Annotated in this window: 15 protein-coding genes; 8 read left to right on the top strand and 7 right to left on the bottom strand. The window is 72.3% G+C overall.

Features of this window, described 5'->3' with window-relative positions; all coding sequences use genetic code 11:
• Window positions 1-74: 74 nt before the first annotated feature.
• Window positions 75-719, bottom strand: coding sequence for an HAD family hydrolase (locus QQG74_RS22490; protein WP_341716737.1), 645 nt, complete (start codon window positions 717-719; stop codon window positions 75-77).
• Window positions 720-877: 158 nt separating this feature from the next.
• On the opposite strand from QQG74_RS22490, the gene QQG74_RS22495 reads away from it, so the two are divergent.
• The 6 genes from QQG74_RS22495 to mug all read left to right on the top strand — a co-directional run bounded on the left by QQG74_RS22495 (window position 878) and on the right by mug (window position 5,196).
• On the top strand, window positions 878-1,450 hold the full coding sequence (locus QQG74_RS22495) for a helix-turn-helix domain-containing protein (protein ID WP_341716738.1): 573 nt from the start codon (window positions 878-880) through the stop codon (window positions 1,448-1,450).
• A 92-nt stretch (window positions 1,451-1,542) separates the two neighbouring features.
• Window positions 1,543-2,472, top strand: coding sequence for a TIGR04222 domain-containing membrane protein (locus QQG74_RS22500; RefSeq protein ID WP_341716739.1), 930 nt, complete (start codon window positions 1,543-1,545; stop codon window positions 2,470-2,472).
• Complete coding sequence (locus QQG74_RS22505; RefSeq protein ID WP_341721318.1) at window positions 2,469-3,287, top strand: DUF692 domain-containing protein; 819 nt, start codon at window positions 2,469-2,471, stop codon at window positions 3,285-3,287. The genes QQG74_RS22500 and QQG74_RS22505 overlap by 4 nt, the downstream gene beginning before the upstream one ends.
• Complete coding sequence (locus tag QQG74_RS22510; protein ID WP_341716740.1) at window positions 3,284-3,688, top strand: hypothetical protein; 405 nt, start codon at window positions 3,284-3,286, stop codon at window positions 3,686-3,688. Before QQG74_RS22505 ends, QQG74_RS22510 begins: the two co-directional genes overlap by 4 nt.
• Before the next feature lie 99 nt (window positions 3,689-3,787).
• Entirely contained in the window at window positions 3,788-4,549 is a 762-nt protein-coding gene (locus QQG74_RS22515) for an SDR family oxidoreductase (RefSeq protein ID WP_341716741.1), read from the top strand.
• 122 nt (window positions 4,550-4,671) lie between these two features.
• A complete protein-coding gene (mug, locus tag QQG74_RS22520; protein ID WP_341721319.1) occupies window positions 4,672-5,196 on the top strand; it encodes a G/U mismatch-specific DNA glycosylase in 525 nt (174 codons plus the stop codon).
• Window positions 5,197-5,212: 16 nt separating this feature from the next.
• Here mug and QQG74_RS22525 read toward each other — a convergent pair whose 3' ends face one another.
• The 5 genes from QQG74_RS22525 to QQG74_RS22545 all read right to left on the bottom strand — a co-directional run bounded on the left by QQG74_RS22525 (window position 5,213) and on the right by QQG74_RS22545 (window position 10,661).
• On the bottom strand, window positions 5,213-6,418 hold the full coding sequence (locus QQG74_RS22525) for an NAD(P)/FAD-dependent oxidoreductase (protein WP_341716742.1): 1,206 nt from the start codon (window positions 6,416-6,418) through the stop codon (window positions 5,213-5,215).
• A 158-nt stretch (window positions 6,419-6,576) separates the two neighbouring features.
• A complete protein-coding gene (locus QQG74_RS22530; RefSeq protein WP_341716743.1) occupies window positions 6,577-7,395 on the bottom strand; it encodes a helix-turn-helix transcriptional regulator in 819 nt (272 codons plus the stop codon).
• A gap of 44 nt (window positions 7,396-7,439) precedes the next feature.
• The gene (locus QQG74_RS22535; RefSeq protein WP_341721320.1) at window positions 7,440-9,416 is read right to left on the bottom strand and encodes an ABC transporter ATP-binding protein; all 1,977 of its coding nucleotides are present in this window, start codon (window positions 9,414-9,416) and stop codon (window positions 7,440-7,442) included.
• Window positions 9,417-9,619: 203 nt separating this feature from the next.
• On the bottom strand, window positions 9,620-10,387 hold the full coding sequence (locus tag QQG74_RS22540; protein WP_341716744.1) for an enoyl-CoA hydratase/isomerase family protein: 768 nt from the start codon (window positions 10,385-10,387) through the stop codon (window positions 9,620-9,622).
• A 46-nt stretch (window positions 10,388-10,433) separates the two neighbouring features.
• On the bottom strand, window positions 10,434-10,661 hold the full coding sequence (locus tag QQG74_RS22545) for a helix-turn-helix domain-containing protein (protein ID WP_007072022.1): 228 nt from the start codon (window positions 10,659-10,661) through the stop codon (window positions 10,434-10,436).
• A 272-nt stretch (window positions 10,662-10,933) separates the two neighbouring features.
• Here QQG74_RS22545 and QQG74_RS22550 point away from each other — a divergent pair, with 272 nt between their 5' ends.
• Complete coding sequence (locus QQG74_RS22550; protein WP_341716745.1) at window positions 10,934-11,533, top strand: cadmium resistance transporter; 600 nt, start codon at window positions 10,934-10,936, stop codon at window positions 11,531-11,533.
• 67 nt (window positions 11,534-11,600) lie between these two features.
• Here QQG74_RS22550 and QQG74_RS22555 read toward each other — a convergent pair whose 3' ends face one another.
• Entirely contained in the window at window positions 11,601-13,205 is a 1,605-nt protein-coding gene (locus tag QQG74_RS22555; RefSeq protein ID WP_341716746.1) for an ABC-F family ATP-binding cassette domain-containing protein, read from the bottom strand.
• A gap of 231 nt (window positions 13,206-13,436) precedes the next feature.
• On the opposite strand from QQG74_RS22555, the gene QQG74_RS22560 reads away from it, so the two are divergent.
• Entirely contained in the window at window positions 13,437-14,348 is a 912-nt protein-coding gene (locus QQG74_RS22560) for a neutral zinc metallopeptidase (protein ID WP_341716747.1), read from the top strand.
• Window positions 14,349-14,381 lie beyond the last annotated feature (33 nt).

The following is a 14,381-nucleotide window of genomic DNA, read 5'->3' on the forward strand; positions in this document are numbered from 1 at the left end:
GCCCGGCACGCACGGTGCGCGCCGACCATGCTCGTCGTACTCCGGAATGCTGGTCAACCGGTTTTGCGGCAGCGTCAGGCGCCCATGATCGTGGCGATGGCGGCGATCACCGTGTCCACCGTCGCGGTGGGTGCGAACCGGGCGTCCGTCCACGGCCGGCCCCGGTGCAGCCAGACGCTGGGCAGGCCGACCGCGGTGGCACCGCCGATGTCGGCCTCCGGCCCGTCGCCGATCACCCAGGCGCCGCGCAACGGCATCCGGGCCCGCTGGGCCGCCAGGGCGAAGATCCGCGGATTGGGCTTGCTGACCCCGACCTCCTCGGAGATCACCCAGTCGGCGACGTACCGGTCCAGTCCGGTACGGCGAATCTTGGTGTCCTGCTGGCGCACCGCGCCGTTGGTCACCACCACCGGCATCCAGCCGGCGTCATCGGCGATCCGCAACGCGCAGGCGACCAACGGGTCCAGCCGGGTGTACTCGACCACCCCGTCGTGCAGCTCCTCGACCAGGTCGATGGAGGGGATCCGGAGCCGGTAGCGGTCCCGGATGGCGTCCGCGACGTCCCAGCGGTCGGTCAGCCCGTCGGCGTCGATGGAGAGCAGCCAGTCGATGTCGTCCGGCGGCGCGCCGATGCTGTCCAGGAAGCGCACTGCCCAGGTACGGAACGGCCCGGCCCGATCGAGCAGGGTGTTGTCCAGATCCAGCAGGAGCAGCGGCACTTGGGCACCTTACGGGAATTGGGTACTCGCCCGACAGGTCCGGGTGTTACGCGTTCGGTTCGATCCGTCACCACGCGGCCGAGGAGTCCCGGCCCGACCACATTTCCAAGCCGTACGTACGGTTTGCGTCACGCCAGGTGAGCTGACACGATCGTGACGTGCCCAGAGTAAGTCAGGACCAGCTTGACGCCCGCCGGCAGGAAATTCTCGCTGCCGCCCGGGGCTGCTTCGCCCGGCACGGCTACGAGGGCGCCACCGTACGGCGCCTGGAGGAAGCGACCGGACTGTCCCGGGGGGCGATCTTCCACCACTTCCGGGACAAGGACTCCCTCTTCCTGGCGGTGGCCGAGGACGACGCGGCGGTGATGGTGGAGACCGTCGCCCGCAACGGTCTGGTCCAGGTGATGCGGGACCTGCTCGCCCGGGCGGTCTCCCCGGACACCACCGGCTGGCTGGGCAGCCAGCTGGAGGTGTCCCGGCGGTTGCGTACCGACCCGGCCTTCGCCAAGCGCTGGGCCGAACGCTCGGCGGCCATCGCCGAGGCGACCCGGGACCGGCTGGCGCGCCAACGCGAAGCCGGTGTGCTCCGCGCGGACGTACCGATCGACGTGCTGGCCCGCTTCCTCGAACTGGCCTACGACGGCCTGGTGCTGCACCTGGCCATGGGACGTCCGGCCGGTGACCTGGGCCCGGTGCTCGATCTGGTCGAGGAGGCCGTGCGGCGAAGGTAACGGCCGGATAACTGGGCCGCCCGGACGAGCATCCGTTGGCATCGTCACTTCACAATGAAGCCGCGTTTCCCTCCGCGCGACAGGAGCAGGCCATGACGGGGCTCGCGGCAGATTTCGACACCTGGGGCATCCCCAGCAGCACCTTCCTCGCGTTCTACCTGACGGTGGCCGTGGTGCTCACCGTCGGCGTACTGATCCACCGCCGGACGCTGCTGGCGGGCCGTGCGGCACCCCCGCCCGACCAGCTCAATCCACAGCAGGTCGCCTACCTCAACGGCCGGGAGGACCTCGCGGTCTGGACCTCGCTCGGCACCCTGCGCAGCCAGGGCGTGATCGGGGTGAGCGCGGACCGTCGGCTCACCGTCGACGGTCCGCTCCCGCCCGCGGCCAGCCAGCTCGACCGGGCCATCCACTACGCGGCCACCCAGCGCGTCCACGGCCGCGACCTGCGGCGTACCGAGTGGGTCGAGCGCGCCCTCACCGAGCTGCGCGACGGGCTGGACCGGCACGGCCTCCTGGTCGGCCCGACCCGGCGGGCGGCCCTGCGACTCGGCCCGCTGCTGCTGGGCGCGTTGCTGCTGCTCGGCATCGCCCGGATCGGGGCGGGCCTGGCCAACGCTCGCCCGGTCGGGTACCTGGTACTCGTCGTGAGCGGGCTCGCGGTACTCACCGGGCTGCTGTTCGTCCGGGTGCCCTGGCGGACCCGGGCCGCCAACACCGCACTCGGTACGCTCCGCGCCCGCCACCGGCACCTGGCTCCGGGATCGAACCCGGCGTACGCCGTCTACGGTGCCGCCGGGGTGGCCACGGCGATGGCGCTCTACGGCACCGCGTCGTTCTGGGCGATGGATCCCGCCTTCGCCGAGCAGGCTGAGATCCAGCTCGGGGCGAAGGAGGCCGGTGGCTACTACGGCGCCGGTGCCTCGGGTACGACCGGTGGCTGTGGCGGCGGAGGCTGCGGTAGCGGAGGTGACGGCGGCGGAGGTGGCGGCGGCTGCGGCGGTGGCGGATGCGGCGGCTGACCGGCCCGGCCGGGGTGGGCATCGGCTGGCGGCCGGAGATCGCCGGTTTCATCGCCGAACTGCCCGGGCTGCGCTTCGTCGAGGTGATCGCCGAAGCGGTTGCGGCGACCGGTCCACCGCCACACGGGCTGACCGAGCTGCGGGAGCGCGGCGTGGCCGTGGTGCCGCACGGCGTACGGCTCTCCCTCGGTGGCGCGGAGCCGGTCGAGCCGGCCCGGGTGGCCCACCTGGCGGCCGTCGCCGAACTGGTCGGGGCGCCGCTGGTCAGCGAGCACATCGCCTTCGTACGCGCCGGTGGTCTGGAGGCGGGACACCTGCTGCCGCTGCCACGCACCCGGGAGGCCGTCGACGTGGTCTGCGCAAACGTCGCGCGGGCGCAGGCGGAGCTGCCGGTGCCGATCGCACTGGAGCCGATCGCGGCGCTGTTCGACTGGCCGGACGACGAACTCGACGAAGCGGCGTTCCTCGGCGAGATCCTGGACCGCACCGGTGCGCTGCTGCTGCTCGACGTCGCAAACGTCCACGCAAACGCGCGCAACCGGGGTACCGACCCGCTCGCGCTGCTGGCCGCCCTGCCGTTGGAACGGATCGCGTACCTGCACGTCGCCGGTGGCGCGGAACGCGACGGGCTCTACCACGACACGCACACCGACCCGGTCCCGCCCCAGGTGCTGGATCTGCTCGCCGAGCTGTGCTCCCGACACCACCCACCGGCGGTGCTGCTGGAACGCGACGGGCACTACCCGCCCGCCGCCGACCTGCGCGCCGAACTGGACGCCGTGGCCCGGGCCGCCGGCTTCCCGGTGGTGACATGACCGCCGCCGACCGGCCCGACGGACTGGCCGAGCGGCAGGCCCAGCTGGTGGCGGCGCTGGTGGCCGGCGGCCCGCTGCCAGCGGGCTTCGCACCCGCCCCGCTGGCCGCCGCCCGCGCCGCCCTGCTGCGCAAACGTGCCGGCGAGGTCGCCCGGCACTGGCCGCTGCTCGCCGCCGGCCTCGGCCCACGGTGGTCCGCGACCTTCGCCGAATGGGCGGCGGACCGGCCCACCCGGGGCGGACTGCGCGACGGCTGGGACCTGGCCCGCACGCTGCGTGACCGCGGCACCCTCCCGGCCCTGGGTGCCCGGGAACTGGCCACCCGGGAGGCACACTTCCGCTACGACGGCACAAACCCCCCACGCCACCGCCGCTGGTGGCAAGGAAGGGCCCCCTTTTAACGCCTGCGGTAGAGCAAGGGCCCCTTTTTAACAACACCGCCGGCCCGCCGCCGAGGTGCGAGGATGCCGCGACGGAACCGGTGCGGCAGGATCGATGGCATGGATCTCGGACTGACCGACCGGGTGTACGTACTCACCGGCGCCTCCCGCGGCCTCGGGTACGCCACCGCGCAGTGCCTGGTGGCCGACGGGGCCCGGGTGGTCCTCTCCGCCCGCCGGGATGACGCGGTGGCCGCTGCCGTGGCCGGTCTCGGCGGGCCGCAGCGGGCGATCGGCATCACCGCCGACCTGGCCGACCCGGCCACCCCCGAGCGGCTGGTCGTCGCCGCCAAACGCCACTTCGGCCGGCTCGACGGCGCCCTGGTGTCGGTGGGCGGGCCACCGCCGGGCAGCGCCGCCTCGGTCGACGACGAACAGTGGCGGCAGTCCTTCGAGACGGTCTTCCTGGGCAGCGTACGCGCGGTCCGCACGGTGGCCACCGCGTTGCCCGACGGCGGCGCGATCGCGCTGGTGCTCTCCACCTCGGCGCGTAGCCCGGTGCCCGGGCTGGGCATCTCCAACGGGCTGCGTCCCGGCCTGGCCGGCGTCGCGAAGGACGTCGCCGACGAGTACGGCCCCCGTGGCGTACGGGTGGTCGGGCTGCTACCGGGGCGGATCATGACCGACCGCAACCGGGAGCTCTTCGCGGCCTCCGGCGACCCCACACGGGCGCGGGCCGAGGCGGAGGCCGGCATCCCGCTGCGTCGCATCGGCGACCCGGCCGAGTTCGGACGGGTCGCCGCCTTCGTCCTCTCCCCCGCGGCGAGCTACCTCACCGGGATCACCATCCCGGTCGACGGCGGCGCGCTGCGCGGCCTGTGACGACCGGACCGGGCGGCGGCGACCGGCGAGCCCGCCGCCCGGGTACGCCCCACCGGCCCAACCCCCGACCCGGCAACCCGGCCACGCCCCGCCGGCCCAACCCCCGGCCCAGCCGGGAGGAGTTGGCCGCGGCTGCCGACCGGACCCTGCCGGACGTCATCGCCCCCGGGCTGGACGTACTCTTCGTCGGGATCAACCCGGGGCTGTGGTCGGCCGCCACCGGCTGGCACTTCGCCCGCCCCGGCAACCGGTTCTGGCCGGCCCTGCACCGGGGTGGGTTCACACCGCGCGTGCTGCACCCCAGCGAGCAGGACGAACTGCCCGCACTGGGGCTCGGCATCACCAACCTGGCCGCCCGGGCCAGCGCCCGGGCCGACGAACTGACCGCCGCCGAGTTGGTCACCGGTGCGCAGACGTTGACCGCCAAGGTGGCCCGGTACCGGCCCCGCTGGGTGGCGGTGGTCGGGGTGACCGCGTACCGGATCGGGTGTGCCCGGCCGAAGGCGGCCTTCGGCCCACAGCCGGAGCCGTTGGCCGACGCCCGGCTCTGGGTGTTGCCCAACCCCAGCGGCCTGAACGCGCACTACACGCCGCAGAGCCTCGGCGCAGCCTTCGCCGAGCTGCGCGAGGCGACCCTGCGGGAGTGACGGTGTCTCCTCCGCGTCAGGCGGGTGGTCGCTCCGTCGCGGCCGACGCCGCCCAGTCGATCGTGTAGCGCTGTTCCGGGCCGAGCGTCTTCTCCGGCCGCATCGCGACCTTCATCAGCATCCGCATCATCACCGGCATGACCACCCGGGCGACCGGCCCGGGCGCCTTGGCGTGGTTGATCCGGGCCGCACGGGCGGCGACACCCTCCACCCGGGACCGGCGCAGCCGTTCGTACGCGGCGAACGCCGCCGGTACGTCCGGCAGGTCGCGCAGACAACGGGCGAGTTGCACGGCGCTCTCCACCGCCAGCGACGCGCCCTGCCCGGAACTGTTGGACGGTGCGTGCACCGCGTCACCGATCAGCACCATCCGGCCCCGGTGCCAGCGCGGCACCGGGGGCATGATGTGCAGTGATCCGGAGACCTGCAACTGGTCCGGATCACTGGTCCGGATCAGCGCGGCACCCGGGTCGTCGTCGCCGTAGACGGCCCGCAGCCGGTGCCGCCATTCGTCGGGGCGTACCGTCCTCGCCTCGGCCAGGCTCATCGGCCGGTCCTGTGGCAGGTTGGCGCCCCACCGGGTGCCGCCACCCGGCTCGGGCCAGTAGAGGTAGTAGCCGCGCCGGCCGAAGGTGAAGGTCATCGTGCCCGGGGCCGCCGCGACCGGGTGCTCCGCCACCGACTCGATCCCGAGTACGCCGGTGTAGCGCGGCCCCGGCGCGGCCGGGTCGATAAGTGTGCGCACGGTGGAGTGCACCCCGTCGGCACCGATCAGGATGTCGGCGTGGGCGGTGCTGCCGTCGGTGAACTCGGCGGTGACCCCGCCGTCGGTCTGTCGCGCGGTGGCCAGCCGCTTGCCGTACGCGACGCGGACGCCCTCGGTGACCGCCCGCTGGTGCAGGACCCGGTGCAGGGCGTTGCGGTGCACCACCCGCAGCGGCCCGACATCGCCAAGCGCCGGTAACTCGATGCGGTTGGTGCCGATCGCCAGCACGGTCCGGTCGATCGGGGTGGCGATCTCGGTCACCGGTTGGTCGGCGCCCACGATCCGCAGGGCCGCCACGCCGTTGGGCGCCAGCGCCAGCGTGCCGCCGATGCCGTCGGCGGTGCTCGGATACCCCTCGTACACGGTGGCCGCGATGCCCGCCCGGTGCAGCGCGAGCGCCGCGACCGGGCCGGCGATGCCGCCGCCGATGATGATCGCTGTGCGTACGTCGGTCATTTGTCCCCTCCCAGGGTTCGGTGCGTGCATGGCGAACCGCCCTGGGAGGGAACCCGGCTATGCTCGTTGGTTGCCGCCTCGTGCCGAGCGCCTGCCCAGGTGCGGTGTGAGGAAGTGGCCCCGGCGCGGTGTTGGCCCACCGCGCCGGGGCCGGGTCGTCATTCGGGTGGGTCGCCGGTGCCGCTGCTCCTTTCCGCTGCGCCGACCGGCGGCGAGCCGCCCGTCGGTCCCAAGGTGCTGGTCGACGGCGGGCTGGCCGTCTTGCCCGAGGTGCTGGTCGACGGCGGGCTGGCCGTCGGGCCCGAGGTGCTGGTCGACGGCGGGCTGGCCGGTTGCGGGGCGCTCGTGCGATCCGCGAGGGCGGCCAGTTCGGCCGGGAGTTCGCCGGTGTCGTGGAATGCCCGCCACTGGTCGAGACCGGGGAAGGTACCCGCGTCCAACTCGGCGAGGACGGCACGGATCCAGGTCGCCTCGGCCTCCCGCAGCGCCAGGTCGTACTCGGACTCGACCAGGAACAGCCGGGGCACGTCGCGGGCGTGCTCGGCAAGCGCGGCCCGGGCCGCGGCGACGTTCCCGGCCACCTGGTCCAGCCGCTGGCGCAGCAACTCGACTGCCTCGTCGGGATGCAGCGCGGCCAGGACCGACAGCCCGGCGCGGAACCGCGGGTACTCGGCCATCGGGGTGGCGAGCAGCTCACGGGCCCAGTCGACCAACTCGGCCCGACCGGCGTCGGTGATCCGGTACACGGTGCGCTCCGGGCGACGGCCAGCGCGCACGCTCTGCACCGCCGCGATGAAGCCGTGCCGGTCCAGGTTGCCGACGACCGTGTAGAGCGAGCCCCACTTGATCGGCATGTCCTGGTCCTTGCCCCAACCGCGCAACGCCGTGGCGATCTCGTAGGGGTGCATCGGTCGGTGCGCCAGGACGGAGAGCACGGCAAGCGCCATCAGATTGTTGACCTTGCGCCGCCTGGCCATCCGATCCCATCCTCGCCCGCGATTACTCGCGAACGAGTATATAGCTAGTTGGCGGCGGCGGGCGGCAGCGCCTCGTCGGCGACGTACTCGCGGGTCGGGATGATCACCGGCTCCGGCACGGTCGCGTCGGCGTACGGCGACGGCGAGTCGGCCACCGCGAACTGGGTGCGGTACAGCTCGGCGTAGAGACCGCCGACGGCGACCAGTTCCTCGTGGCGGCCCCGCTCGACGATCCGCCCCTCGTCGAGGACGAGGATCTGGTCGGCGTCGCGGACGGTGGACAGCCGGTGCGCGATCACCAGCGCGGTACGCCCGGTCAGCGCCACCGCGAGCGCCCGCTGCACCGCGGCCTCGCTCTCCGAGTCGAGATGCGCGGTCGCCTCGTCCAGGATGACGATCGACGGTGCCTTGAGCAGCAGCCGGGCGATGGCGATGCGCTGCTTCTCGCCGCCGGAGAAGCGGTAGCCGCGCTCGCCGACTGTGGTGTCCAGCCCGTCGGGCAGCGACCGGACCAGGTCGGCGACCTGCGCACCGGCGAGCGCCGCCCACAGCTCGTCGTCGGTGGCGTCCGGTTTGGCGTACCGCAGGTTCTCCGCGATGCTCTCGTGGAACAGGTGGGAGTCCTGGGTGACCACACCGATCTCGTCGCGCAGCGACGCCAGGGTGGCGTCCCGCACGTCCACCCCGCCGACAAGCACCTGGCCGTCGGTCACGTCGTAGATGCGCGAGATCAGCATGGACAGCGTCGACTTGCCGGCGCCGGAGGGGCCGACCAGGGCCACCATCTGCCCCGACTCGACCCGGAACGAGACGCCCTTGAGCACCGGTTCGTTCACCGTACGGTCCAGCGCGGCGACCTCCTCCAGCGACGCCAGCGAGATCTCGGCGGCGCTGGGGTAACGGAAGCGGACGTCGCGGAACTCCACCGTGCCAACGTCCCGGGGCACCGGCACCGCGTCGGGCCGCTCCTTGATCGCCGGCTCCAGGTCGAGCACCTCGAAGACCCGGTCGAACGAGACCAACGCGCTCATCACGTCGACCCGTACGTTGCTCAGCGCGGTGAGCGGGCCGTAGAGCCGGGTGAGCAGCAGGGCCAGGGTGACCACCGTGCCGGCGCTGACGTCGCCGGTCACCGCGAGCCAACCGCCGAGCCCGTAGGTGAGCGCCTGCGCCAGCGAGGCCACCAGCAGCATCGCCACGAAGAACGTCCGCGAGTACATCGCCGAGGTGATGCCGATGTCGCGTACCCGCTCGGCGCGGGCGGCGAACCGGGCGGCCTCCGCGTCCGGTTGGCCGAAGAGCTTCACCAGCAACGCACCGGCGACCCCGAACCGCTCGGTCATTGTCGCGTTCATCTTGGCGTCGAGGTTGTACGACTCACGGGTGATCTCGGCCAGCCGCCGGCCCACCCGCCGGGCCGGGATGATGAACACCGGCAGCAGCACCAGCGACAGCGCGGTGATCTGCCAGGAGAGGGTGAGCATCACGGCGGCGGTGAGCACCAGTTGGATCACGTTGCTGACCACGCCGGACAGCGTCGAGGTGAACGCCCGCTGGGCGCCCAGCACGTCGTTGTTGAGCCGGCTGACCAGCGCGCCGGTCTGGGTGCGGGTGAAGAACTGGAGCGGCATCCGCTGCACGTGGTCGTAGACCCGGGTGCGCAGATCGAGGATGATGCCCTCGCCGATGCGCGCCGAATACCACCGTTGGGCGAGCGAGAGCAGTGCGTCGGCGACCGCGAGCGCGGCGATGAACAGGGCCAGCCGGATCACCAGCGCGCTGGCCTCCGGGCCGCCACGGGTGATCGCGTCGATGACGTCACCGGCGAGCAGCGGGGTGGCCACGCCGATCACCGCGGCGACGACCACCGTGATCAGGAAGACGACGATGTCGCGGCGGTAGGGTCGGGCGAAGGCCACGATGCGGCGACCGACACCGCGCTGCAATCGGTGACTGGAGACCTCGTCGCTGCTGCGCATCGACCGGAGCATGCTCCAACCGCCCATGCCGCCGGCGGTCATGTGGTTGGACACCGTCACCTCCCGGTCGCGAGGCCATGGACCGGCCCTCGGGTCAATTCTCCCGATGGCTACGACAACCTCGCGAGTAACCGGAATCTTCCCGAACGGTCCTTACAAATTCGTTCCGCGCCGCGCCGGCCCGCACGCTCGACTCCGGCGCCGGTCCGGTCCCGCAGCGGACCGGCCTCCGGTCGCCGCCGCGGCTACTCCCCGCGCCCGGCGAGATCGCGCAGGCGGCGCGTCTGCGCCTCGCGCTCGGCCCGTTGCTGCTCGGCATGGGTACGCCCGGCCGCGCCGGCAAGCAGCGCCTTGATCTCCACGACGGCGTCCCGGTTGTTGGCGAGCAGCCCCGCGACAAGGTCACGCACCGCATCGTCCAGGTCACTTTCCGGTACGACAAGCGTGGCCAGACCGATACGGTCCGCCTCGGCGGCGTCCATCCGCCGGCCGGTAGCGCAGATCTCCAGCGCCCGGGCGTAGCCGACCAGCTCCACCAGGCGCTTGGTGCCGGCCAGATCCGGCACCAGACCCAGGGTCACCTCGGCCATGGACAGCTTCGCGTCCTGAGCCAGCACCCGCAGGTCACAGGCGAGCGCCAGCTGAAAACCGGCACCGATGGCGTGCCCTCGCACGGCGGCGATCGAGATGATGTCCGGCCGGTGCAGCCAGGTGAACCCGCCCTGGAGCTCGGCGATCAGGTCGGCGCTGTCCGCTTCCGGCAGGGCGGCGAGCTCGGCGAAGGAGCCCGGGCCGGTGGCACCCGCGACCGCCAGATCGAGGCCAGCGGAGAAGGCCCGCCCCTCGCCCCGGACGATCACGACGCGCACGTCCCCGGGCAGGCTGCGGGAGAAGTCGCTCATAGCCCGCCACATCGCCGGGGTCTGGGCGTTGAGCACGTCGGGCCGGCACAGGGTGACTGTGGCTACCGGCCCGTCGTATTCCAGCCGGACCCCGGTCGCCTCGGCGGTCACCGGGCGGCCCGGGTCACGGGTGTGGTGGGCAACGCTGGCGGGCGCGTCACGCCTTCTTGCGACGCCGGGCGCCGCCGCGCTGCCGTAGTTGGACTCCGGACTCGGTGAGCACCCGGTGGATAAAACCGTAGGAGCGGCCGGTCGACGCCGCGAGCGCACGGATGCTCTCTCCCCCGGTGTACCGCTTGACCAGGTCCTTGGCGAGCGTCTGACGCTCGGCTCCGACGATCCGGCGACCCTTCTCAGTGCTGGTGGCTGTGCCCGTGGCTGCCATACTGTGTCCTCACGTCCCAGACTGTGCGGTTCGGATACGGTCCCACCTATTAGACCGCCTCGAACGATCATGCGCCAGATATCAACTATTCGCCAACCGACACGCTATGCAATGTCAGGTTCCCGATAGGTGATGCCGCCGACCCGGTCCGCCCCGGTTTGGTCGGGCTGGGCAGCGCTCCCGCCAACCACGGTGCGCGACAGCGCGCTCCGCCCCTGGCAGCGGCCGACAGCGCGGCGCATCGACCGGCGTACGCCCGGTAACCTGCTGCGGTGCTCGACCTGATCGGCACCGTTGCCGCGGCTGCCGCCGTCTTCATCGCCACCGACATCGACGACATCGTCATCCTGACGCTGCTCTTCATCACCGCCCGCACCACCGGTCGACCCGGCAGCTGGCAGATCGTCGCCGGCCAGTACCTCGGCATCGGCGCCCTGGTGTTGCTGAGCGCCGTGGTCGCGGCCGGGCTGCTGGTGGTGCCCGACGAGTGGACCGGCCTGCTCGGGCTGCTACCGATCACCCTCGGCGTACGCGCGCTGCGGCGACACGACGACGAGGAGGCACCCCCGGTGGTGGCCGGCACGCTCGGTGTGGCCAGCGTGACGGTGGCCAACGGGGCCGACAACGTGGCCGTCTACGTGCCGGTGTTCCGTACGCTCGGCGCGGCCGACACCGCCGTCTTCGTGCTGGTGTTCGTGGTGCTCATCGCGGTGTGGTGCGCGGCCGGCCGCTGGCTCGGCGGGCACCCGAGGGTGACCCGGCTGGTCGAACGGGCCGGCCGCTGGCTGGTGCCGACGGTCTTCATCGCCATCGGCATGGTCATCCTGGCCACCTCCGGCGTCGTCGGCGCCCTGCTCGACCTGACGCGCTGATCCACCAACTGTTAAAAGGGGGCCCTTCCTCTACCGCAGGCGTTAATAGGGGGCCCTTCCTTGCACGTCAGGCGAGTTCGACGAGTTCGAGGAGGTCGTCGCTCCAGGCGTCCTCGTCGCCGTCGGGAAGGAGGATGGCGCGGTCGGGCTTGAGCGCGAGCACCGCGCCGGGGTCGTGGGTGACCAGCACGATCGCGCCGGGGTAACGGGCGATGGCGTCGAGCACCTGTTCCCGGCTGACCGGGTCGAGGTTGTTCGTCGGCTCGTCGAGCAGCAGCACGTTGGCGCCGGAGCAGACCAGGGTGGCCAGGGCCAGCCGGGTCTTCTCCCCACCGGAGAGCACCCCGGCGGGCTTGTCGACGTCCTCGCCGGAGAAGAGGAAGGCACCGAGGATCTTGCGCAGCTCGGTGTCGGTCTGCTCGATCGCGGCGGCCCGCATGTTCTCCAGCACGGTCCGCTCCACGTCCAGCGTCTCGTGCTCCTGGGCGTAGTAGCCCAACCGCAGCCCGTGACCGGGGTGCACCTCGCCGGTGTCCGGTTCCAGCAGGCCGCCGAGCATCCGCAGCAGGGTGGTCTTGCCGGCGCCGTTGAGGCCGAGGATGGCCACCCGGGAGCCCCGGTCCACCGCCACGCTGACGTCGGTGAAGATCTCCAACGAGCCGTACGACTTCGACAGGCCGGTCGCGGTGAGCGGGGTCTTGCCGCACGGTGCCGGTGCGGGGAAGCGCACCTTGGCCACCTTGTCGGCGACGCGTACCTCCTCCAGGCCGGACATCAGCCGCTCGGCGCGGCGGGCCATGTTCTGCGCGGCGACCGTCTTGGTGGCCTTGGCTCGCATCTTGTCGGCCTGGGCCAGCAACGCGCCGGCCTTCTTCTCGGCGTTGGCCCGCTCTCGGCGACGCCGCCGCTCGTCGGTCTCCCGCGCCTCCAGGTACGCCTTCCACCCCAGGTTGTACATGTCGACCACGGACCGGGTGGCGTCGAGGAACCAGACCTTGTTGACCACCGACTGCAACAGGTCGCCGTCGTGGGAGATCACCACCAGCCCGCCCTTGTGGTTGGCGAGGAAGCCGCGCAGCCAGGTGATCGAGTCGGCGTCGAGGTGGTTGGTGGGCTCGTCGAGCAGCAGGATGCCGCCGCCGTTCTCGCCCGCGTCGCGGAACAGGATCCGGGCTAGCTCGATGCGTCGACGCTGGCCGCCGGAGAGGGTGCCGATGGTCTGGGCCAGGGCCCGGTCGGGCAGCCCCAGGTTGGCGCAGATCCGGGCCGCCTCGGCCTCGGCCGCGTATCCGCCCAGGGCAGCGAACTGGTCCTCCAGCGCGCCGTAGCGGCGGACCAGCTTCTCGTCTCCGTCGTCGGCGAGCCGCTGTTCCAGCTCCTTCATCTGCGCCATCAGCACGTCCAGGCCGCGAGCGGAGAGCACCCGGTCCCGGCCGGTGACGTCCAGGTCGCCGGTACGCGGGTCCTGCGGCAGGTAGCCGACGGCACTGCGCCGGTCGATCTGCCCGGCGTACGGCTGCCCCTCGCCGGCGAGCACCTTCAGGGTGGTGGTCTTGCCGGCACCGTTGCGGCCGACCAGGCCGATCCGATCACCCGGCTGCACCCGCAGCGTGGTGTCGGAGAGCAGGATCCGGGAGCCGGCGCGCAGCTCCAGGCCGGTGGCAGTGATCATGTCGGGTACTCGCTCTCGGGGTCCGAAGGGCTGACTCAGGGCACACGAAAGCGCCGGCGGGTCCCGGTCGACCCGTCGGCGCGGGGCGTTCAGCCTTCGCAGCGCAGCACGCGGCAATTGTACCGGGGCCCGGCCGACAGCCACCGGGGATTACCGATCAAGATCGACGGGTACCGGACTCGCCATCCGGAGCGGTTGCGGCCCGAGCGCCACGTACTGATCGGGGTCATCATGGAGCTGAACGAGAACGCCCGCATCGACACCAGCCAGGTGCAGGATCGACGGGGCGGAGGTGGGGGCGGTGGACTGGGCATCCCGATCCCGATCGGCGGCGGCGGGCGGGGCGGGATCGTCGGCATCGTCATCGCCGTGCTGGTGGCCCTGGTCGGCGGCGGATTCGGCCTGAATGCCATGACCGGCGGCGAGGAGCAGGGCGACAACGCCGCCCTGGAGCAGCGCTGCGCGGCCCCGGACGCGCTGGAGCAGCTGGACTGCCGCAACACCCTCTACGTCAACTCGATCCAGGCATACTGGCGTACCGCCCTGCCCCAGGCCCTCGGCGAGCAGTACCGGCCGACCCGGACCGTGTTCTTCAGCCAGGGCGTCAACACCGCCTGCGGACAGGCCGACTCGGGTGTCGGCCCGTTCTACTGCCCGGCCGACTCGCTTGTCTACATCGACCTGTCGTTCTACCAGGTGCTGGCCGAGCAGCTCGGCGCCAGCGGCGAGTTCGCCCAGCCGTACGTGCTGGCCCACGAGTACGGCCACCACGTGCAGAACCTGCTCGGCACCAACGAGCAGGTCCGCCGCCAGCAGCAGCGCGACCCGGGCGCCGCCAACGAGCTGTCGGTACGCCTGGAGTTGCAGGCCGACTGCTACGCGGGCGCCTGGGCGAAGAACGCCACAGGCACCGCCGACGACAGCGGCCAGAAGATCTTCACCAGCATCACCGAGCGGGACATCGCCGAGGCGATCGACACCGCCGAGGCGATCGGTGACGACGCGATCTCCAAGCGCGCCAACCGACCGGTGAACCCGGACGAGTTCACCCACGGCACATCCGAGCAGCGCAAGCAGTGGTTCGACCGGGGCTACTCCACCGGGGATCCGGCCTCCTGCGACACCTTCAGCGGCGCGCTCTGACCCGACGGCGGGCGCCCGCCACCGCAGGCGCCC

This window comes from Micromonospora sp. FIMYZ51 (assembly GCF_038246755.1).
GTDB lineage: Bacteria > Actinomycetota > Actinomycetes > Mycobacteriales > Micromonosporaceae > Micromonospora.

Excerpts from the sequence above, each read along its gene's own strand:
- QQG74_RS22500 (WP_341716739.1), top strand. The coding sequence starts at position 1,543 with ATGACGGGGCTCGCGGCAGATTTCGACACCTGGGGCATCCCCAGCAGC.
- QQG74_RS22510 (WP_341716740.1), top strand. The coding sequence starts at position 3,284 with ATGACCGCCGCCGACCGGCCCGACGGACTGGCCGAGCGGCAGGCCCAG.
- QQG74_RS22515 (WP_341716741.1), top strand. The coding sequence starts at position 3,788 with ATGGATCTCGGACTGACCGACCGGGTGTACGTACTCACCGGCGCCTCC.
- QQG74_RS22525 (WP_341716742.1), bottom strand. The coding sequence starts at position 6,418 with ATGACCGACGTACGCACAGCGATCATCATCGGCGGCGGCATCGCCGGC.
- QQG74_RS22530 (WP_341716743.1), bottom strand. The coding sequence starts at position 7,395 with ATGGCCAGGCGGCGCAAGGTCAACAATCTGATGGCGCTTGCCGTGCTC.
- QQG74_RS22535 (WP_341721320.1), bottom strand. The coding sequence starts at position 9,416 with ATGACCGCCGGCGGCATGGGCGGTTGGAGCATGCTCCGGTCGATGCGC.
- QQG74_RS22545 (WP_007072022.1), bottom strand. The coding sequence starts at position 10,661 with ATGGCAGCCACGGGCACAGCCACCAGCACTGAGAAGGGTCGCCGGATC.
- QQG74_RS22555 (WP_341716746.1), bottom strand. The coding sequence starts at position 13,205 with ATGATCACTGCCACCGGCCTGGAGCTGCGCGCCGGCTCCCGGATCCTG.
- QQG74_RS22560 (WP_341716747.1), top strand. The coding sequence starts at position 13,437 with ATGGAGCTGAACGAGAACGCCCGCATCGACACCAGCCAGGTGCAGGAT.